Annotated in this window: 25 protein-coding genes; 10 read left to right on the top strand and 15 right to left on the bottom strand. The window is 46.0% G+C overall.

The genetic code is table 11. The annotated features are described in order from the left end of the window. Nucleotide 1: 1 nt before the first annotated feature. The 12 genes from H4F65_RS05580 to H4F65_RS05525 all read right to left on the bottom strand — a co-directional run bounded on the left by H4F65_RS05580 (nt 2) and on the right by H4F65_RS05525 (nt 10,650). Nucleotides 2–547 carry a helix-turn-helix transcriptional regulator gene (locus H4F65_RS05580; RefSeq protein ID WP_010279401.1) on the bottom strand — a complete coding sequence of 182 codons (546 nt, stop codon included), beginning with the start codon at nt 545–547 and terminating at the stop codon, nt 2–4. Between the two features lie 49 nt (nt 548–596). Beyond that, nucleotides 597–2,051 carry a flagellin N-terminal helical domain-containing protein gene (locus H4F65_RS21995; RefSeq protein ID WP_039319750.1) on the bottom strand — a complete coding sequence of 485 codons (1,455 nt, stop codon included), beginning with the start codon at nt 2,049–2,051 and terminating at the stop codon, nt 597–599. Nucleotides 2,052–2,488: 437 nt separating this feature from the next. Further along, entirely contained in the window at nt 2,489–2,788 is a 300-nt protein-coding gene (locus H4F65_RS05570) for a PAAR domain-containing protein (protein ID WP_010279407.1), read from the bottom strand. An 8-nt stretch (nt 2,789–2,796) separates the two neighbouring features. Continuing rightward, nucleotides 2,797–3,561: a cell division cycle protein 123 family protein gene (locus tag H4F65_RS05565; protein ID WP_010279411.1), complete on the bottom strand. Its 765-nt coding sequence runs from the start codon at nt 3,559–3,561 to the stop codon at nt 2,797–2,799. Nucleotides 3,562–3,607: 46 nt separating this feature from the next. Beyond that, nucleotides 3,608–4,132, bottom strand: coding sequence for an SMI1/KNR4 family protein (locus tag H4F65_RS05560; protein ID WP_010279414.1), 525 nt, complete (start codon nt 4,130–4,132; stop codon nt 3,608–3,610). After that, complete coding sequence (locus H4F65_RS05555; RefSeq protein ID WP_010279417.1) at nt 4,133–5,098, bottom strand: HNH endonuclease; 966 nt, start codon at nt 5,096–5,098, stop codon at nt 4,133–4,135. Nucleotides 5,099–5,107: 9 nt separating this feature from the next. After that, entirely contained in the window at nt 5,108–5,518 is a 411-nt protein-coding gene (locus H4F65_RS05550; RefSeq protein WP_010279420.1) for a hypothetical protein, read from the bottom strand. Then, on the bottom strand, nt 5,505–6,116 hold the full coding sequence (locus H4F65_RS05545) for a DUF4123 domain-containing protein (RefSeq protein WP_010279422.1): 612 nt from the start codon (nt 6,114–6,116) through the stop codon (nt 5,505–5,507). The genes H4F65_RS05550 and H4F65_RS05545 overlap by 14 nt, the downstream gene beginning before the upstream one ends. A gap of 9 nt (nt 6,117–6,125) precedes the next feature. After that, nucleotides 6,126–8,435, bottom strand: a complete 2,310-nt coding sequence (locus tag H4F65_RS05540) for a type VI secretion system Vgr family protein (RefSeq protein ID WP_010279424.1) — start codon at nt 8,433–8,435, stop codon at nt 6,126–6,128. A gap of 121 nt (nt 8,436–8,556) precedes the next feature. After that, nucleotides 8,557–9,075, bottom strand: coding sequence for an Hcp family type VI secretion system effector (locus H4F65_RS05535; protein WP_005967076.1), 519 nt, complete (start codon nt 9,073–9,075; stop codon nt 8,557–8,559). Between the two features lie 585 nt (nt 9,076–9,660). Then, nucleotides 9,661–9,867, bottom strand: a complete 207-nt coding sequence (locus tag H4F65_RS05530) for a helix-turn-helix transcriptional regulator (protein WP_010279434.1) — start codon at nt 9,865–9,867, stop codon at nt 9,661–9,663. Between the two features lie 189 nt (nt 9,868–10,056). Further along, entirely contained in the window at nt 10,057–10,650 is a 594-nt protein-coding gene (locus tag H4F65_RS05525) for an inovirus Gp2 family protein (RefSeq protein WP_010279436.1), read from the bottom strand. Between the two features lie 812 nt (nt 10,651–11,462). Between H4F65_RS05525 and H4F65_RS05520 the strand changes: the two genes are divergently transcribed. From H4F65_RS05520 to H4F65_RS05485, 8 genes are all read left to right on the top strand, one after another. Further along, complete coding sequence (locus tag H4F65_RS05520; protein WP_010279440.1) at nt 11,463–12,284, top strand: hypothetical protein; 822 nt, start codon at nt 11,463–11,465, stop codon at nt 12,282–12,284. A gap of 73 nt (nt 12,285–12,357) precedes the next feature. After that, nucleotides 12,358–13,233 carry a GTPase family protein gene (locus H4F65_RS05515; RefSeq protein WP_010279443.1) on the top strand — a complete coding sequence of 292 codons (876 nt, stop codon included), beginning with the start codon at nt 12,358–12,360 and terminating at the stop codon, nt 13,231–13,233. A gap of 297 nt (nt 13,234–13,530) precedes the next feature. Next, entirely contained in the window at nt 13,531–14,085 is a 555-nt protein-coding gene (locus H4F65_RS05510; protein ID WP_010279446.1) for a hypothetical protein, read from the top strand. A gap of 28 nt (nt 14,086–14,113) precedes the next feature. Continuing rightward, a complete protein-coding gene (locus H4F65_RS05505; protein WP_010279451.1) occupies nt 14,114–14,719 on the top strand; it encodes a hypothetical protein in 606 nt (201 codons plus the stop codon). A 205-nt stretch (nt 14,720–14,924) separates the two neighbouring features. Next, on the top strand, nt 14,925–15,398 hold the full coding sequence (gene radC / locus H4F65_RS05500; RefSeq protein ID WP_010279454.1) for a RadC family protein: 474 nt from the start codon (nt 14,925–14,927) through the stop codon (nt 15,396–15,398). Between the two features lie 39 nt (nt 15,399–15,437). Then, nucleotides 15,438–15,773, top strand: coding sequence for a type IV toxin-antitoxin system YeeU family antitoxin (locus H4F65_RS05495; protein WP_010279457.1), 336 nt, complete (start codon nt 15,438–15,440; stop codon nt 15,771–15,773). A 69-nt stretch (nt 15,774–15,842) separates the two neighbouring features. Further along, nucleotides 15,843–16,163, top strand: coding sequence for a TA system toxin CbtA family protein (locus H4F65_RS05490; RefSeq protein ID WP_010279460.1), 321 nt, complete (start codon nt 15,843–15,845; stop codon nt 16,161–16,163). Nucleotides 16,164–16,280: 117 nt separating this feature from the next. After that, entirely contained in the window at nt 16,281–17,114 is an 834-nt protein-coding gene (locus H4F65_RS05485) for a DUF4942 domain-containing protein (protein ID WP_010279463.1), read from the top strand. 687 nt (nt 17,115–17,801) lie between these two features. Here H4F65_RS05485 and H4F65_RS05480 read toward each other — a convergent pair. After that, nucleotides 17,802–17,966 (bottom strand): hypothetical protein, encoded by a 165-nt coding sequence (locus H4F65_RS05480; RefSeq protein WP_010279468.1) that lies wholly within the window; start codon nt 17,964–17,966, stop codon nt 17,802–17,804. A gap of 65 nt (nt 17,967–18,031) precedes the next feature. On the opposite strand from H4F65_RS05480, the gene H4F65_RS05475 reads away from it, so the two are divergent. Next, nucleotides 18,032–18,232 (top strand): hypothetical protein, encoded by a 201-nt coding sequence (locus tag H4F65_RS05475; RefSeq protein WP_199559759.1) that lies wholly within the window; start codon nt 18,032–18,034, stop codon nt 18,230–18,232. Between the two features lie 312 nt (nt 18,233–18,544). Beyond that, nucleotides 18,545–19,774 carry a GIY-YIG nuclease family protein gene (locus tag H4F65_RS05465; protein ID WP_010279472.1) on the top strand — a complete coding sequence of 410 codons (1,230 nt, stop codon included), beginning with the start codon at nt 18,545–18,547 and terminating at the stop codon, nt 19,772–19,774. A gap of 115 nt (nt 19,775–19,889) precedes the next feature. Here H4F65_RS05465 and H4F65_RS05460 read toward each other — a convergent pair whose 3' ends face one another. Together H4F65_RS05460 and H4F65_RS05455 are read right to left on the bottom strand one after the other, a co-directional pair. Continuing rightward, the gene (locus H4F65_RS05460) at nt 19,890–20,246 is read right to left on the bottom strand and encodes a hypothetical protein (protein WP_010279475.1); all 357 of its coding nucleotides are present in this window, start codon (nt 20,244–20,246) and stop codon (nt 19,890–19,892) included. A gap of 223 nt (nt 20,247–20,469) precedes the next feature. Continuing rightward, on the bottom strand, nt 20,470–20,688 hold the full coding sequence (locus H4F65_RS05455) for a KTSC domain-containing protein (protein ID WP_010279476.1): 219 nt from the start codon (nt 20,686–20,688) through the stop codon (nt 20,470–20,472). Nucleotides 20,689–20,709 lie beyond the last annotated feature (21 nt).

Below are 20,709 nucleotides of genomic sequence, written 5' to 3'. Positions count from 1 at the left end.
CTCAAGCCACCTTATCAACGTAGATAACCCTGTGATGTTCGGCGTCAGCGATACTTTGCATATGTGAGATTCTGGCAATGAGTAAAAAGGTGAGCAGGTCCTTTATGCCATATTTTCTGTAGATATTATTTTTCATGTTATTGGCGGTTTTATGCGTTATTACCATTTTCTTTGCGATGGTTTTTATTGCAATTCCGTCCAGCCAATAGCCAAAGAATATTTTCTCATTCGGTGATAACGATATCGTCTTGCCTTTTATTTCTCTGAACGATGACAGGGCAGAAATTACTTTTTTAATCGTACTCATCGGTGCATGTTTTGATAACAGCAATACCTTTTTAGCCACCATCACGGGCGCATGTTTGCGGTTGTTGAGAATAATGATGAATGTTCGGTGACTGGCGGTAATGATGTGCGTCAATAGCGTCATGTCGATACCGTGTTCAATATCAACAACAGTGATGGGTACATTAACGCCATCCCTATGTCCCAGACAGGTAAACGCCGCCGTGGTAAAAGGGCAGCGGCTGAATATTTCAATGCTCATGACGATAGTGATTCAGTAGAAAAATAACAAAGTGATATCTGACGACGCATCATCCCTGTAACAGCTTTAATACGTTTCCCGACTGCTGATTGGCTTGCGACAAGACGGCCATCGATGCCTGCTGTAGGATCTGGGCTTTTGTCATCGCGGAAACCTCAAGGGCATAATCCGCATCCAATATGCGAGAGCGGGCGGCAGCCGTGGCAACCTTTTCCTGCGACAGCACGGCAGTGACGGATTCAAAACGGTTCATCTGGCTGCCGTATTCGCTGCGGTAACCGTCCAGCGTTTTCAGTGCATTATCAAACGTGGTTAATGCCGCACTTGCCTGTTGAGGTGTACCCAGAGTCACAGAGGAAAGCCCCAGCGATTGGCTATCTGCTGGCGTTGGGTTGAGGGTGACCGTTTGCAATGCGTCACCGAAACTCGCTCCGACGACAAACGTCGTTTCTTTGCTGATCGGTACTGAGGGCGGCAGTGGCGGGGCAGGCTCTGTCGGTGTGGGAAGTTCATCCCAGCTTGCGCTGCTATTGAATACGCCGCTGCCAACCACAATGACAATCAGATCTTCCGTTACCTCATCAATATGAATTTTTTCCAGTCGGTTTGCTGCGCCCACATTTCCATCGTTAAAACCCCCGGTGTTGGCATCTTCAAAGCGGTCGCCATCACCGCTGTAGGTGATGGTCATGCCCTGATAAGTGGTCTGTGCCCCTATATTGATATTGTATTCCCCGGCTTGTAGTAATGAATCTGCCGAGTAGGTGGCATGAGGTAAAAAGCCGTTGTCTTGCGTAATCACGGCGGTATTCATGGTGTTTTCATCCGTTACGCCATTTGCTGACCAGACGATATCGGCGTCTGCACCTTCTGCGGGTGTACCGGCCAGATGCCTGCCATCTCGCGCAAAGAGCTGAATATCGTCATCGGCGCTTAATGAGTCGATGGTAATGGTAATATTTTTTGCGCCAGCAGGAATGTAAGCAAGCGAAATCACTCCAGAAGGAAATTGATGATTGATATTGGGGACAGGAAACTTTTCAGCCAGTGGCAACGTGTCGCCCAGTTTGGCAGGCAGGGGGCCTGGTTCAGCAGGAGCCAACGGATAGCGGCCAAAGATCTGTGTCGATGAGGCGATGCGGTCGATCTCTTCCCTGATTTGTTGATACTCACCGTTTAGGCTGGTCTGGTCGGTATCTGACAACGTGCCATTTGCCGCCTGCACCGCGAGTTGCCTGCCACGTTGTAGCAGATTATTGATGGCATTAAGCCCGCTCTCAGCCGTTTGCATTAGGCTGAGGCCATCTTTCATTCCGTTAGTGATGACGCTGTTGGCATTCAGATTAGCGGTCATCCGGTTGGCAATAGCCTGACCAGCGGCATCGTCCTTCGCGCTGTTGATACGCAGACCCGATGAAAGCCGTTCAATCGCCTGGCTCAATCGAGTCGCCGATTTATCCTGTTGATTCCGTATCGTTAGATGAAGAGAGGTAATCGGAGTCATTGCACACCAGTCCTGATTTGGCAAAAATAACGAATGGTTTTTATCTACTGATTATTGATTTACCGGATAACAGGCAATAGTTAACCTTTCCCGATAGTGGAAATAAAAACAGATAAAACATTACGTTATGGTTATTCTCGGCAATAGCTTATCGACGGTGGCGATCAAAAGATAATCGTTTTGATAGATCGATGCGATCGTATCGATCGGCGTTACCGATCAAAAGTGCTCTGAAGCAGTGTTCACGTAACGGCATGAAAATTAAACGGGTTGGTGGTCTGCCCAGTAAGCAAAGCAGGCGAAGGAGATATATTCGCAACGGAGATTTTGATGGGGAATGTGTGGCTGATCATTCGGGCGATAACAGAAATGGCCTGTGCCACATAGGTTATGCGAAGAGAAACGGCACAGGACTATTCACTCACAGACTTAAGAAATTAATCTGATGTCACTGTAGGCCATCCTTGCACGATTTTACCACCGTGGGCACAACTATCTCCCATTCTCACGACGGGCTTACCTTCTATAGTGAAGATAGATGAGCCCGCGACCAATCCATCTGGTATCCCGACTCCTGTACACAATGTTTTACCACCTACCACAGCAACAGGGATCCCGTTGATAGTAACAATCGACTGTCCGGCATCAATAATCGGTCCGCCCACGTGTGGCACTGGGCCGGGCTCGACTTTCGGGCAAACGTGCATGTGTCCCAGTATTGCCACTGGCTTTCCCATACTCCCTCCTATAATAAATAGGGTCTTCTTTGTTTTTCCGCTTGCGCATCTGCATCACTTAGATTGATGCGAATACGGCCATTAAAATCACCACCATTTATCCAGGAAAAAAGGCAGGCATCCGTCCGCTGAATAAACGGGTTGAGCTCAATCAGCGTGGTAGCAAACTTGCTGTCCTGATAAGTTATCGCCACATCTGCGACCACGGAATCAACGTGTAATACAGGTAAGAGCTTTTGTAAAAAAGCGATGAGTTGAAGGCGTATTTCGTTTTCCTTTTCTTTGATAAACGGAAAGTATTCCAGACAGTGATATTGAGAAACGCCAATCACTTTGCCCTCTTTGATAAAGCACCTGAATTCTCCCCAGCGGAGAATTTCACGCCACTCTCTCAGATACAGCCAAACGGGTGTTGACGATTGCAGGCAATCCCAAAGATAGGAGGCGACACGACGATTTGAGACCGCGAGTTGTTCAATCACGCCATCAACCGTCTCTAACCGAGGACGCGCATAATCGTGGTAGCTAACACCTCCGAATCGCAAAAAGGCCGGTTTATTCAACACCGACAAGGCATATTCGATATCTTCACGTAATTGTGCAGAATATAGTGGTTTTTCCAGTAGCCCTCTAGCATTCATAAAATCATGAGTATTGGCTCCGATGGCAATAACGTCTCGCTCATGAAGTTCAAACCCCTCACTCAAAAACGATAAATCCAACAACTCTTTCGGCCAGTTCTCAATAAATGTCGCCTTATGTTCAGAATACATATTCGACCAACCTTAACATCCTGTATTGATGAGCCATGAGTATAAATTACAACTCATCTTCCGATGTTGGCATACTTAAGAACTCTTTCAATGAACGAGCAATAAGCCCTAACCCTTCACCTACAACCAGATTATCGACATAATATCGCCAATTAAAAATGTGTTGATAGGTTGGTGAACTATTCCTAATGTCATAAACAATACTGGAGTCTGATGCTCCATCATAACTAGAACCAATAACTATTAATCCATTGGGCAATAATGAACGGGATTCGTAAATAGACTCCTGAGATAGCCTGGTATATTCTACAATGGAATTACTACTGTAAATAATATCTATTCCGATAATTCTGCTTCCATCGTTGTATTTTGCCAAAACACTGTCAATATCATCAACCGGACCAATAGGCTTGTCATTTGTTAAAAACATCAGCTCTTGCATTTCGTTAGAAAGCACTACCCCCAACTCGTTTTGAATAAACGCTATAGATGCATTTACTCTATTCACATCTGGAGTAAAATCGGGTTCATCCATATCCCAGTTATCAAGATCAGATTTTTCAATAGTCATTTAATAATCCTCGCTACGCCACATCGAATCTCCACCTTTATGAGGAGTTCCCGAGTTAACAGTCCCAGTTTCGGCATCCTTAAAGGAATGATGCACTCTTTTATCAACATAACTCATTGTTACACCATCAGGTTCATGATGCCAGACACCATATTCCGAATCTGCTTTAGTAAGGGTTACATCTTCTTTTTCCTTTAATGCGTTTTTAGCTTTGGTAAAATCCGATTTTTTCCCCTGCATATCAACTTCTACTTGGTAAGGTTTACCGTCCTTACCCATCACTTTTCCGTCCTTTAGTGGAGGAAAATCTGAGAAGTCTGGATGTCCGTCTTTAAACGTGATCCCATCTTTTCCATGCCGCTGTACGGCAGCATACAGACTTGGATTTTTCTCTGGGTCTGGCATATATTTCCCAGTCCCTGGAGGACTAGGGTTGCCATCTTTGTCTACCCACTTCCCTTTATCGGAAGAAGGTAATCGACCAGGGTCCATGGATTTATCATTTTCAAATTTTTCACGAGCCAGTTTTTTGCATTTCTCATCTTTACAATTACTCAATTCTTTATCTAGTTTTTCTTTTTTTCTCTTTGCTATCAACTCCTTCCAGTACTTCTCTGCATTTTTTCTTGTTGTTGTAAATATTTTTTTTGTTAATGCTGTTTTCGCTGCGGAGACAGCCTCTGCAAGCTTCTCTACCTTGGCTGCTATTTTGCCGCCTTTAATACCGTCACCAATAACTGGGATAAACCCCAGAGCATCTAGTGCGGCACCACTCCAGTCCAATTTGTATAACGAACGTCCCAATGCAGCAGCATCGGCTACCGTTCCAGCTGGCGGGGGGATTGCGCCAGCAACGGCGAGACCACCATCAACCAGCAATTCACCATACTGTGATTCAAGCTCAGCCAGTTTCTTGCGATCGGCTTCCAGTGCTGGGCTGTCGCTTTGCTTTCTGATATTCGCCATGATTGTCCCTTAATCCAGACGGATAAATGTTTTCAGACTCGGAAACCAGTAATTAGGGTGGCTGTTCATGAGGGCATCTACACCCTGGTCTTCGCTGACTTCGGTAAACAGCGCGTCCAGACGTTCATCTTCCTTCCGCGTCGTATCCGCCAGGATTTGCTTAAAGCCGTCAAACTCGAAGAAATTCGACCCGACGCCCCACATGAAATACAAAAACTTCGCCTGATTGGTCGGTTTATGAATATCGAGTTTTTTCGCTATCTCCCGACCATTCCGCGTCATGGTGTACAGCGTTTCTGGCGTATGCCCCTCTTTGTGCTCCGGCAGCGTTTCCTCCATCACCTCATCAACAAACCAGCGGGAGAAATCCTCGTCACTCATCAGGTGTGATTCCATTTGCAGGTCATTAAACTGCCACATGCGTCATGCTCTCCTCAGGTGATAGCGTAACCGGTACTATCAGTTGCGCCGTCTGTAATCCGCCGACATCATGGGTGTAACGCATGAGTTGTTCTGGCTCATTGAGCGTTTCGGCATAGACGGCATACAGCGGGGCGAAGAAGTCTGTCTGCTGCGCGGGCGTCAGTTGCGGAATAAACTGATTAAAGGTTTTAGGCTGATAAAAGCGGAAAAAGTAGGTTTTGCCGTTATTGATGACTTTGGTGAACTTTTTGAAATGCCTGACCAGCGGTATCAGCGGTAGCGTGCTACGCACCATTATGCCCCATTGCTGCATATAGCCTTCGGCCAGCCACCAGTCAAGCACATCACTGTGGGCGTCAATCTGAACCAGATACGGCGCAACGTGACCCAGACTATCCAGTACCGATACATCAAACAGCGAACGGTAAGGTGGCGCGAACCCCTCCAGACAGATGGCGATGTCCGGGCTGGCTGCTGCATTGAGCAACAGATAGGTATAGAGAGCGTGTTCTTGTTCATCCACCATTGTGGTCGCCGGGGTAAATACCACCTGTTTCAGGCCGTCACTCACCGCGTCATAGGGATTTTCCAGCATCCTGACTCCTTATTTTTTCTTGTACGGACACTCTTCCGTGAACGGCTTGTCACTGCTTAGCGCTGCCGCCTGCTCTGCGGCTCCCCCAGACATGTCGATAGACGGCGCTTTCAGCTTGATGCTTTTCGCCTGAATAGTGATACCGCTGTCATCAATAGTAATTGTGCCGCCCGGCCCGCCAATCACCATTTTCTCTTTGGCGTATAGCGTATGTTTTTTGGTACGGGAGAAGATGGAGCTTTTGCTCTCGATATCGTACTTATCGCCGACCAGCAGTTTAAGCACCTGTCCGACCGACAGCGTCTGGGTGTGACCTACCAGCGTGTTTTTATATAGGCCAACCTGTTCGGTACTGGCAATCCCGGTGGTATCCGAGCGAAACTTTTCGACGACGGTGTTAAAAATACCGGAACCGGGCATCAGACTGGAAAGCAGTCCGGCCAATGAGGTGCCTTTTGAGGCCAAATCCAGCCCGGCTTTACTTTTGAATCCGCCGGCGTCGGTAAACGATTTTCCCGCCGTCAATGATAACGTTTCTGCCGCTGCACCCACCTTATTGATATCATCGGCGAACTGCTCCACACCGGGCTCACCCACTTTGGCCGATTCCTTTTTCATGAATTTACCGCTGTTGGCTATCAGGCTGAACAACCCGCCCAGCAACCCGAGCCCCTGGCCGCCTATCGTCAGGTTCATATTGCCACCGACCCGGTGCTGGTGATGTTGACCGATTTCGGTACTGCGGTTATCGCCGATACTTTCTACCTTGCTGGCATCGACCCGCGTCGTCATGTCGTGCAATATCTTGACCGACATGTCTTTCTGGGCGTGAAGATGGATGTTCTCCCGCCCTGACTCGTCTTCAAAAGACAGTTCGTTGTAGCCGTCTCCCTGATGCGTGTCGGAGCGAATCACCATTTTGGTCTTATGCTCCGGCAACGTATACGGCGAGGGATTGGTGGCATGAAAGGTTCTGCCCGTCACAATGGGCTGGTCCGGGTCGCCTTCAAGGAAGCTGACAATCACTTCATGGCCGATACGCGGGATGGCAATCAAGCCGTACTGACCACCCGCCCAGCCCTGGCTAACGCGTACCCAACAGGAGCTCTGGTCGTCACTGGAGCCGTAGCGGTCCCACGGGAATTGCAATTTGATGCGACCATATTCGTCACAGTAGATTTCCTCACCCGCCGGGCCGACAACGGTGGCAATTTGCGGACCATCCACCATCGGTTTGTACGGTAAATCGGCACGCCAGGTACTTTTGGAACTGATGACCTCAAAGCTGTTGCTGTAGGTGGTCGGTTCACCGCCGCTTTCTTCTTCCAGCGCCTGCGGCTGCTGCCCGCTGTGCGTGATGGCAACCAGTTGCCAGACAGCATTGAGTGTCGGATTGGGGTGCTCAGTCAGGGTAAAACTGCTGCCCGGCATCAGCATGGCGGCATTAGACTCACCCGAACCGGTCATGGCATTCGCGCGTAACGCATCCAGCCGATAGCCGGTGAAAGCCTTACCGCTCGGGTCTTGTTTAAAACGACCGGGGTAATCGAAGTGCTGATAGCTTTCGCGCTGGTGCACTAATTCGCCGCTCATCTTGCTGTGCAGTAGGCCGTAGGCGGGGGTTTTGAAGCTGTAATCCTTGAGGGCGACCTCGGCGGTACTGACGGCTTCGGCGTAGCGGAAGCGGCGGACATATTCGCCTTCGCTCAGTCCGTGCGTGGCGAGGTTGAAGAACAATTCCGGACCTTTGCTGAGCGCCCCGGCATCATCCGAAAAGACGACGCGGTGCTTGCCTTCTTCAAACTCATGGAAGAAGTACAGCCCTTCTTCCGCTGCCAGACGGGTGACAAACGCCAAATCACTCTCACGATACTGTACGCAGTATTCGCGCGGGGCGTGGTCGTGACGCAATGCAAAGGCATAATCGGTAATGCCAGACTCTTCCAGCAACGTACCGATAATGGCCTCCGGCTTTTGCGCCTGAAAGATGCGGGCATTGGTACGCAGCCCCAGCCGCCACAGTGCCGGGCGAACCTCTGCCTGATAACGTGTGCGGCGAAAGCCGGTGTCGCCCTGTGCGAAGGCACTGATAATCCCGCTGACGCGCCGTTTCAGTTCGCCTTCGTACCACACCAGCAGTTCGCACGGCTGGTCGAGCACGGCGCCAAAATCGACATCCGACAAGGCACTCGCCAGATTCAGCGACAGGGCAAACGGCTGGTTAAGCGCCTCGCTGAGCTGAAAATCCACCACGGCAAACGTCGAGGCGGGCAATGCACCGACCTTTACCGTAAACTGTAATCCTGTACTGTTTGCCACGTTTATTCCCTCGCTTCCCGTGATGAACACCGTGTTGTCTGCACTCAGGTCTGGGAGAATCAGACCTCAGGGTAGTGCACGCAGAAAACCCGGGACAAGCCCGGGTAAAGAAACAGAAAGATTACGCTTCGACCGGTGTACGCCAGTCGTCAGAGCCGGAGGTACCGGCAACCGTGTGTTCCCAGTCAACCTTGCGGTAGGCCAGCGACACTTCGATTAACTGGGTGTAGTCCAGTTTTGACGGGTCCTGGCAGTGTGGCATTTTGCAGTCGATGTCCACGATGGTGGCATCGGTCAGCACGGTAGAGAAGAAATGTTCCTGCTTCCCTTCCACCGAGGTGCGATACCATTTCAGGGTCACGGTCGGCAGCATTTCACCGGAGGCCAGGGCGTTGTACATCAGCGGAACGGCTTTGTTCAGTGCCACGGTGAATTTGAACGGTTTGTGTACGCGCTGGCCGGAGGGCTGACCAGACTGCGGGTCGGTCGGTACGGTGACGATGTGTTTGAATTCCTGAACCAGCATTTCGTCTTCGTGGCCTTCCACATAGATGTTGCCGACAGAATCAGACGTGAAAGCCCCTGCGGTGATGTTGCCCTGCGTTTTACCTTCGATGCTGATATAGCATGGAGTTGGCATAGTCTTGCTCCTTGTTGTTGAACGTAATGAGTAACTTCACGCTCTGCATAGCAATTCGTATGCCAATTTTCATTTGATTGTTTTTACTGTTAATTTTCTTAACTCAAATTTTCCCTAAGCCAAATTTGAGCAATAAATTGCGCAGACCTCGTGAAAAAACGGCATCCATTGCGCAAAAAGTGATTTCCACCAGAAAGTGAGCAAGAAATTGCGCAGAATGCGCAGTTATGCTGAAAGTTTGCGTTAGGGTTGTGAGATGGCCGTCTATTTGTAAGGTATTGACGATGGATGGGCAGGGTGTCCTTATAAATTTATCAATATCAAGCAGGGTAATAATCTCTCCAGTAACCAAAGCAGGCGAAGAAAACCTATTCGTCAATCATTGCCCAAAGGGTTGGCTGGTGACTGACCTTTACTGGCAGAATGCCTCTGGTACTTATCAAGCAACGTGGATAGCGTCGTGTTAGGTATCACTTGAAAAATGTCTCCAATATGCTGAATAACAGACAGCCAATCTTCGCTGAATAACATCGGATGGTGTCCTGCTATTCGCGTTTTGGTAAAAAGGGGAGAATGAAGACGTGACTACTGGCGAGATTGTTCAATACGCTGCTGCACCCAGGCTTCTACTTCACTTTTCAGCCAGCGGGAGCTACGTCCGAGCTTGATCGGTTTTGGGAATGCACCTTCCTGAATCAGTTTGTAAAACCACTTATCGGTAAGTTGTGTAAATTTCGTGATAAACGCCATGTCGACAAGCTGATCGTTCAATAAGGATGTAGTATTGCTCATGATAAATCTCCTTTAAGTCAGTAAGTTAAAGGAGGAATGACTGATGATTGATGTAAAATACAGCCCTCCTCAGTGGATGGAAGACTGCGTAAAAAACTAAATACCAAATGTGATGATCCACTGGCTACGTTTTCGATAATAGCCAGTGTGATCATTAAGATGCGGATTGTTTCTATGAATTGCTTAGCATTAGGCTGAGCATCCCATTGTGCGTACTTTCCTGCTGTACTGCTTGTCTCGGTGTTTCGCCATATACTCAATGCGGCTATTTATGGCGTCAAAGTTGGTACCTTTGCTTGCGTCTGCCCAATACAGGTAATAACAAGGATTTGTGGGGAATGTGACAAGTGTGCGGTGTTTCTCTGCATCCAGATTCAATGCGCTGCACCATGCCTGAATGATCATATCAGCCAAATTTCCTCTTTGTGTGTAATCACCGAGCGTATAGAACACATCTTTATTGAACATGAGCAGTGCGTGATAATGGATTTTGGTACCACATTGATTTTGCTCCCTGACCCAGACGTAGTGCAGGTCTGACTGATGAATCTGTTTACCGGGATTTTTCTTTACCTGTCGTTTGTATTTGGCTATGAGTCGAGATTCTAGGGCCGGTGTAAAGGCGCTAATGGCCTTATTATTTTCAATATGAACATTATCAGGGAAATGCAAATCAACGCGAACAACAAGAGTTCTATGGTGAGCTAGCACCGCTAACTCCAGCGTCTTTTTAATTTTATAAAGGTAATAATTATTATATTTTTCAGGGGGAATTTTATTCATGGCATTGTCTCAATGAATGTTGGTTTCAGACAATGCACATTCCTTTGAAAAATAAAATATCGAGGTTAGTGGTAATGGTCAGTACTCATCGTTCTGTTACTATAAATGACTGCTGTACACCTGATACCAAGGTTGTCCCACCCCATATGACTCAAGTATCTACGCCTCCCAGCATAAGGTATGCATGTACGATGTCTTACTTGTCATTGATGATGATTAAAATAGGGTCTAATGCTTATCATCATAGCGTTATGTATATTAATCTCTTCTTTAATAGATATTATCCAATCCGATAGATGTTCCTTACCCTCAAAATCGAAGAAGCGCGGTATTACCTGGCCTCTGTACCCGATTTTTGCCTTTTGACGACGAATTTTTACTCTGGAGTTATCTATTCTTGCTCTCCCATAAAAACTTTAAGGAAGTTACGTGCAGGCGCATCTCTTTGCCAGTAATGGTTTTGCACATCGGGCTTCTGATGTTGTGAATGATCGTTTTTTTGCCTAGCCATAGCACCGATTTTTCGTCTGACGCATTAGTGGGGAGGAGCCGCATTTCTGTGATTACAACTGATGGTCTGTGGCGTAATTTTTTACAGAACCGCTTACTGAGCAAGGATCTGCGGGGGAAAAGGTGACTTTCCTTGGATATGCTTTATCGTCAGCTTTTAACAGTGTGATTAATTACAACTCATTGTATAAAATAGTTTTGTTTAAAAGTAGGCCACTTCTTAGTGACCTACTTTATATTTGATTTATATAATAAAGTGACTTACTATAACGAAGTATCTAGCAGTTAAAGGTCAATCGAACATGGCAAGCAAGCATAAAATTACAACCTACTTTTCCAATACGACAACCTATGACTGGGTGACAAAGGCTGCAGCAGAACAGGGGGTGACAAAGTCAGGATATCTCGAAGGGTTAATCAGGCAGGAAATGGAACGCAATCGGGAAAAAGCGATAATAAAATCAGGGCTAATGATTTATGAAGTCTACAGACCAAAACCGCAATCTTTTCTATTATCGGAGCAATTCGGCCTTGCTATTTCTCCTTTAACTCTTGAAACCAAACGTAACGAATATTACAATGGCATGATTCATGAAAGTATCAATGCTGCTATATATGATGATTTTTATGGGGAAGTAACAAAAAAGTACATTCCATTACCAAAAAATGAATATTATATTATTTTGCTAAAAACAGAGTTTGAGGGAAGGATATCTTTAATCGATAAGAATGCATTAAATATAGCATATCATTTAGTATATCAACCGTTTATTATTACTCAAGATTTGTGGGATAAGCATGATGGTCGTTATGATTTTTTCAATATTCGCTATCTGAGACAAACGGATCTTATCAATAAACAGTGGGAGCGGACCATCCCTAATAGGTATGTAGGCGTTGCACCAATTTTTGATAGGAAACAACTGGGTAATGATAAGGGCTGCTTTTTTATTCCCGTATTGCGAGAGCCTCAAGCTTGGCAAGAAATAATTAACGATAAAAAAATTCAAAAGAATCTATCTCAGAATAAAGATGCTATTCTGGGTGTTACGGTTTCATCTAATAAGGAAAGGTTTAATTTAAAAGGTCGTGAGTTATTCAAAGAACTTTATAAATTATCCTAATTGCAGTTGAATTATTTTTTAGAAATACATTATTCCTGTGATATTCGATAATGTAATTATTGCAGGATATAAAATGAAACAGATATCTCAACCATTCGTATTACTTACACCTGTACTTTCATCGTTACCCGATGATATCGCTGGCCGTATTTGCTATCAGCTTGATAAGGTTATTTATTATGCTCCTGTTATTGGTTTGATGGGAAAAAGTGGCGCTGGCAAGTCCAGCCTGTGTAATACTCTTTTCAGTCCTCCTCCTGCCAAAGTGGATGCTGTCAATGGCTGTACCCGGCGCATTCAACGTTATCAGGTAAGTTACAAGTTACATACCCTCAGCCTTATTGATTTTCCTGGTGTGGGTGAAACGCCAGGGCTCGACAAAGTCTATTCTCGTCTTTATCAGGAATGGGCTGAGAAGTTGGATTTGATTATCTGGGTGCTGAAAGCAGATGAACGCGCCTGGAATGAGGATATCCAATGTTACCGAAAACTCCTTCAGGCTGGTGCTGACCCGGCCAGATTTCTTTTTGTGCTCAGCCAGGCGGACAAAATTGAACCTTGTCGCGAGTGGAAGAATAATCGCCCTTCTGAGAGTCAGTATAAAAATCTGACGCTCAAGACAGGGCGAGTGGAATCAACCTTTAAACCTGTACACCCTGTTTTGGCTGTTTCTGCTTCGGAAGGGTACAACCTGCACCAGTGGGTGGAAACATTCATCATGGCATTACCAGCCAGAGCCAGTGGTGTCGTTGTCGGCCGACTGGGAACCGTGTATAGAACAGAAAAAGTGATTGGCAGTGCACGTGAGCGTTTTGCCGATGCGGTTGGCGACATATTTGATGAGACAATCGGCAACATACTTACTTCCAAGGCATTTTCAACAGTTCTGTTAACAGTAAGAGAACGTCTGATTTCACTGGCTAAATCACTTTGGCATATCTTCTTTTAATTCCTTTTCTATGGTGGCGTTATCACTTTCGTTATGATCTGTTTTAACGATCGAACATTGATTTATGATAGTTTATGTCGATTGATAAATAATTATCGATCGTTTTTATGATAGATAATGACGATCGATTTATATATATCGATCTGAATTAACGATTATCTCTCCTTGCGCTATCCCTATACGATCTTTCATCAGCCAGCTAAAGCCACTCCTTCTGCCACTCAATACAATTAACTGGTTAATAAGGATTATTTTCCTATTTCATTCATTTTTTCACTTTCAAAGGGTAACTTCACTATGTTTAAACCGTATCCGCTTTCCAAATATGATAGTCACGCCTGGTCTATGGCTATCGGGCTTCCCGCTATCTGGGCCATTTCCGCAATTTTTCTGCCACAACAAATAGCCCTAACGCTCTATACCGCCTTCTCTCTGGTTTGGGTATTACTGGATCGTCTGCAACTGATGAAACAGGAAAAAGAGGCACCGGCAGTCTGGTGGTTTGTATTGCCAATGGTCTATCTGCGCCAGCGTGATGAAAGGCAAGGAAAACCGTGGCGTTTATTGCAGGTATGGCTGCTTTGTACTGTCCTCTCAGTGTTGATTGGTAACCATTTTAAAAGTCAGTCAGGGACAGATCGTCTGGCGCAAAGTGCCTGCCCTGTTGTTACAAAAATTATGAAACGTCAGGGAATTGAAGAGCATTGCATTCGTGTTACTGATGTAAAAGAAGAAGTTAAAGGGCGTTTTTATCAGGCCTATGCATTGATGAATTCCGGTTTTAAACAACCGTTAACGATTGAGATACGAGCAGACAACGCCATCTATGTCACGCTCGCAGATGAAAAATAACAACAGGGCATTATAAGGAACTATTTATATGAAAAATATAATGATAACCACGCTATTGGCTATATCGCTATGGAGTTCTCAGTTGTATGCCGCTGCTTATGATCCCAAGCCAATTAGCTATAAGAACGCGGTTGTTGACACCGTTGATGTTAGACACAACCAAATAGCGGCAGGTGTTGATGATTTTGTCATTGTCGGAAAAAAGGGACGCAACACGGAGAAATTCGTTCTGACGTGTTATGCCAAAGACAATCAGTTAAATATTCGGTACTACCTGAAAGGTATTTACGGTGATAATGTCGAAGGCGCAACAGGAATGACCGTGCAGTATTATCCTGATGGTATTCATCAAATGAATAACAATGCTGACCACGCTAAAACGCTCATGGATAGTCTGCATTCGGCTAATCTGGCAAAAGCGATTTCCAATATGCTGGATTATCGAACAGGCTCATTTGTTTTTCATTTCTATTATAACGATGGCACCTTTGATCATAACCCAATGGGGTGGAGCTATCAGTATCCAGCAACGTTGCTTGTCAAAAAGTTGGGACAGTCCCTGATTGATGCTAATGCAAAGCACTGTGATATCAAACGTGGATACAGCTCGCTTTCTGCACTTGCCGCCCCCTAACGTTGTGTTGTTTATTTGCTCTGAAAATTACTGGTCCACAGGTTATCTGATGGGCCAACTCACGTGCTTTCCCTTGCGCCATAGCAGTCACTGGCTGCTATGAGTACGCCAAGGGATATCAGTTACTGAAAAGAATAGGATTGCTACTCTGACCTGCTCTTTTTCTATTCATTCCTCTCTTTCTGTTCAATTACAAGGAATCACCATGTCATGCAATTCATTGGCAGGCAGTATTGCGTCCAGAGAGCAACGCATCATCCAGATGGCGTTGTGCCTGTTGGAAAAACGCGTGCGTAAAAATGCGCGACAGTTCAAAACCTCTGAGGACACCAAAAGCTGGTTACTGCTGGAACTCAGCAGTCTGGAGCGTGAAGTCTTTATGGTGCTGTACCTGGATAACCAAAACCGTCTGATAGAAAAGGAAGTTATCGCGCTGGGTGGTATCAACAGTACCGAAGTGCATCCGCGTGAAATCCTCAAAGCCTCACTGCGCCATAATGCCGCCGCCGTGATACTGGCACACAATCATCCTTCCGGCTGTGCCGAGCCCAGTCAGGCTGACCGCCATATCACCGACAAGCTGAAGGAATCACTGTCACAACTCGACGTCAGAGTCCTCGATCATCTGGTTGTCGGCGGTGCTGAGGTAGTGTCATTCGCTGAACGTGGCTGGTTGTGATGATCACATTTATTACCGCTCTTTTATAAGGAAACAATCATGCCATCATCGGATACCCCTGAATGGGGACTAAAACGTGCCGTCACGCCGCGATTCGGAGCCAGACTGGTGCAGGAAGGTAACCGTCTGCACTATCTGGCAGACCGTGCCAGCATTGTCGGTACGTTTAGCAAAACAGAAGCCCAAAGTCTGGAATGTTGCTTCCCTGAGCTGATTAAGCAGTTGGAGCAGAAACTACGCACGGGTGAGCTTAATCCCCGGCAGCAGGGTTGCGTCACGCTGTATTGCAACGAATGGACCTGTGAAGCCGATACGCTGGGCAGTTTTGGCTACGTGTATATTGCTATTTATCCCTCTTCAGCGGCAACACAATAATCCGCTGCTTCTCTCCCCATTCTGAACGTTTCCCTGATTTTATCGACTTAACCTGAAGAGAGTATTCCCATGCAAACATCACCTGTAATCCCGTCACGGGAGGATCAATCCTGCGCGTCACCTATAGCCGTCTGGCAACAACTCCTGACCTACCTGCTGGAAAAGCACTACGGCCTGACGCTGAACGACACGCCGTTCTGCGAGGAGAACGTGATTCAGGCGCATATCGATGCTGGCATCACGTTGGTAAATACTATCAATTTTCTGGTGGAAAAATACGAACTGGTGCGTATCGATCGCAACGGCTTTAACTGGCAGGAGCAATCGCCCTTTCTTACCGCCGTTGATGTTCTCCGTGCCAGACGTGCTACCGGCTTGCTCAAGGCATAAAGATTGCGAACCGCTTTCCAGTCACATCGCACCAAACCTGTTTATCCTTCTACCCTATGCATAATGCGCCAGCCCTTACCGGCTGGCGCATTTGCTTTTATGTATGGACCACAAACTATGCACATTGAACCCGAGGTTTTGACCGAACACACCGAGCTGATTTGCTCGACCAATATCGAACGCATTTTCATCGGACGTGATACCGCGCTGCAACAGATAGAACAGCTCCTCAACCAGCTACAGGCGATTTCAACACTAACAGCGACTATTGGTGGCGGCACCGCTGAAGACTGGGCGTTAAAGCAGGGGCATCGCTATAATTGCTGGCTAACAGAAGCACCCAACAAGGCGATGCCAGCCATCATCCGCACGCTGGATCGCAATATCTGGCGCGACCTGATGCTGAAATCCGGCATGCTGTCGCTGATGGATGCCGAGGCCCGCAGCCAGTGGCACAAAAATTTGGAAGAGGGTGACCTCCCGGCTATCAGCGAAGCCAATATTCTTAGTACGTTTGAACGGCTTCACCAGAGCAAGCATGAAGTATTCGAACGAGGCGTGCTTAATGTATTCAAAGGGCTATCGTGGGATTACAAGAGCAATCACCCTTGTTACTTCGGCAAGAAAATCATCATCAGCAATCTGGTGACATATAACCGCTGGGGCTTTGGCCTGAACTGGGGCTGGCGAAGAGATCAACTGGCCGATCTAGAGCGTATGCTGTATCTGCTGGATAGCAAACCGATCCCCGACAATCGGGGCGATGTCACCATTCGGATGATGGACCATATCCGTGATAATCCGCATCAGCAGGAATACGAGGATGAGTTCTTTAGTGTGCGTTACTTTCAGAAAGGCACCGGGCATCTCATCTTTAAGCGTCCTGACTTGATCGATCGGATGAACGATATTATCGCCAAACACTATCCGGGGATGTTGGCGGCGAGGTAGTGATCGACCGGCTGGATGTGGGATGGAGATTACTCATCTCTTGGCTACGATGTCTGTAGTGCTAATCTGGTAATGTAAAAGAGGATGCGGCATGTTGTGTGTCGTTTGGCGGGAGAAGGGCGATAATGAGAAAAGGGAATAGTAGTATCTCAAAAACTGCTGCATTAACCGATGATGTGAAAGACGCAGATACGACTGCGATCGATCACTTGCGTGTTACTACGTCATCGGAGGAGGGCTGGGATAGTTGGTTTGCTACCGAGGTGGCTACTTCTGATTTTATGGAGGTTAGGGAGCAACCTAAAGAATCTCAGACCTGATGATGGCGGTGAACCGATTGCCAGAAATGCACTCGCTGTCTTGATAACGGTTTTGCTATCTAGAGTAAACCACGATAGCATCTAACCGCTGAATGAAGTTGTACCGATGTTATTTATACATCAGATTTTGCATCGCAACATTTTTACCATCACTGTTGAATTGTGTGGCGAGTAGTCACTGGTGTGAAGGGAAAAAGACTGAGTATACAAATGAGGATATATCGTCTATGTTCACTTATGATGTATCTTTATTTTCAATAAGATGGGTTTGTTTTTCAAGTCCCGCCCCGGCACCATTGATTTAAAATGAATTAAAACAATCGCTTATGTGCAATGTCGTAGACCGCCGAGAGGCGGTTTTTTGTGCCTAAAACCCCTTTCCTAATATTCTTCCTAAGATGATTTTTGCTTGTTTGTTAAATATGCGATTTTTTGAGTTTTTATTCTCATCACCAACCGCCGGGAAGCTCTGGACATAAGTGCCTTTTCCCTGTTCGCCTGCGTTTTGCTTTTCACACCACCGTTTATCCATGTATTTCCTAACGTGCTCAGGCTTAATCGAATCCAGCGATATTCCTCCAAAAATTGGAACTATTTTTGCAGATATTTACGGTAGTCATTTTGCGTTTCACTCGCGAGATCGAGAAAATCTGGCAATTGCATAAATTGGGCAACCATTCGTTCCAGAGTGAATTTTTCTTCACGATAATTACTGGCGCGTCTAATTTCGCCCATGTCAACAGTATGGAAGAATCCAACGTGCATAGTGAAATAGCGCCGCCGCTGCCAATGGAGTGAAATTTATATCTCGATACACCCCTGCTCATAGAGCGGGTTGGGTTTAATGCCATGCCTCTTCGCTAATGCAAACAGATCTTCATGTTTCCCATGAATAATAGGGCGATAGATTTCTGGTGTGGCCCAAGATCAAAACTAGGTTCCTATTTAGTCAAGCCCGAGCGATCTTTGGACTCTTGAGCGCGCACCTCTTGCCACGAAAGAACGCCAAACCATGTATCAATAATCAACTTAACAGACTGTAGGGCGCTGCAGATGAGGTTATGGTATATTTTTGCGACCATTTTTATGACCAACCCTGGGGTAATTGTAATGGAAGCACTTTATCCAATCTTAATCGTCTTGGGTGTAGGGGCTTTAATCGGCTCTTATATCACGTATCGATATTTGAAAAACAAACATGCTCGCGTCGTCGAAGATCTTGAAATAAGGAATAAAAAATCGCTCGCGGCTGAGATCGAAGAAAAAGAAGAAGTAATTGAAAAATATAAAAATCGCGATATTGCTCGTGAAGTTGAACATAATAATCTGAAAAACGAGCTCAGGCAGATAATTGAATCAAACAGAAGCAGAAGCAAAGCGATTTTTGGAAAAGCTGTTGATTTTGCGTTCGATTTTGAGAGTGTATTTCGTGAGCAGCATCACTCTGCGCAGGAAGAAATACAGAAGGTCCTCGATGATACTTACCGTTACAAACGCAAAACACTACTGGCATCTGTAACACTAAAAAACTTTGAGAAGAAACTCGAAGATATCAAAAAAGAAAAAACGATTTATCAAACGTTAATTGCGAAATATGATTTCTTTGAGCTTCGCGATCATTCCAATTGGAAAACTGTAGAACAAGAGTTTCGTGATAAGGTTCTGGCACTTCAGGCCGCTCAGGACGAGCGAGATGCTCAGAACGAGATAAAACGACAGATGCGTGAAGAACGTCAGAGGGCTGAAGAACTCGAAATGCAGCAGCAGGAAGCGGAAGCAAAAGAGCAGGAGCTGGAAGCTCGCCGTAAAGCTGTGGAAGAAGCTCTATTGGCCGCTGACGAAGAGCATCGCCAGGAACTTGAAGAAACTCGCCAGAAATTAGTGCAAGAAATTGAAGATGTCCATAAGCAATATGAGCGTGCAAAATCGATGGCTCAGATGACTAAACAAGGACATGTTTATGTCATTTCCAATATCGGATCTTTTGGTGATAACGTCTACAAAATCGGCATGACTCGCCGCCTTGAGCCTCTCGATCGTGTTAGTGAACTAAGTGGCGCTAGCGTGCCATTTGAGTTTGACGTACATGCCATGATCAGTTGTGACGACGCTCCTGCTCTTGAATATGCACTGCATAATAAGCTGAGTGGTGAGCGAATGAATAAAGTCAATCTTCGCAAAGAGTTCTTTAAAACTGACCTTAGCAAAATTATTCAATGCGTTGAAGAACACCACGGTAAGGTGGAATACGTTGCTGATCCTGCTGCGCTGCAATATTATCGTTCGCAAGAACTCAGCGAAGAAATTCAGAGAAATAAAGAGCTTTCAGTAGCCTCTTGAATTTTTCGCGTAGGGAAAATGGTAATGTTTTCCCCTTCATACACAGACTCGCTTTGGCGGGCGGCAAGGTTAATGACGCTAAGGTGTCGCCCGTATACCTATCGGAGGAGAGGCATTACGCGAGCTGTTGACCTTGTTCCGCCATTTCTTTTATACGTTCTTGTACTTTGAGATCCAATGCCATGCGTTCTTCTGCTGGCATTGTCTCGTATTGCTCCTTGGATATTCCCATGGAGGCGAGTACGGAGAAGAATAATCTTTCTTCATGAGGCGTGGAGACCCAATCCATAAACTCCTGTGCTGCTTTCGAACGCTGAGGTTCAACTTTAGCGCTGGGTTCGTGTCTGGAGGTCTGCCCGCTATCCTTTGCTTTCTCAAGTGCTATTTTGAAAGTATCTTCATTTGGCGCAATAGTGTGCTTACTGGCTTGGGAAAATAAAAGATTCGCTCCCTGAATATCCGATGTGACCATGTGAACTCTCCATAGTCAGACAGACTAGATACTCACATAGTCTGACGGGATGCTATCGAAAAGATACCACCTGCATGTATGGTAAATTCACCGGATTAGTTGTGATAGTGGAACTGGAAGGTGGTAGAGATTAACTAGCAAACAGATGTTGCGTAAAGCGACGTTTTACATCGCCGTTAGGGAACGGCGATAAATTCCAGTGTTGTTATTGGTTGTTTCTTATCTATCTGATTTTACGGCATAAAAACTTATCTTTTATCACGCCATCAAAGAAACGGCCTTTAGAGACGACAGCGTCAGAAATAAATTTTTTATAGATAGACTCAGGCACGCCAACATATTGATAGATATCTTTATTATGAAATTCTATCTCAAGGTTGTGCGTCTTTGGATCGTATCCAATGGAATAAATTCGTGACGATAAAACCTGCTGTCGCTGCAATGCTCGTTCCTCCCTTGTGCA

The sequence above is a fragment of the Pectobacterium brasiliense genome (assembly GCF_016950255.1).
GTDB lineage: Bacteria > Pseudomonadota > Gammaproteobacteria > Enterobacterales > Enterobacteriaceae > Pectobacterium > Pectobacterium brasiliense.
This window is presented reverse-complemented; position numbering and strand designations above follow the sequence as displayed.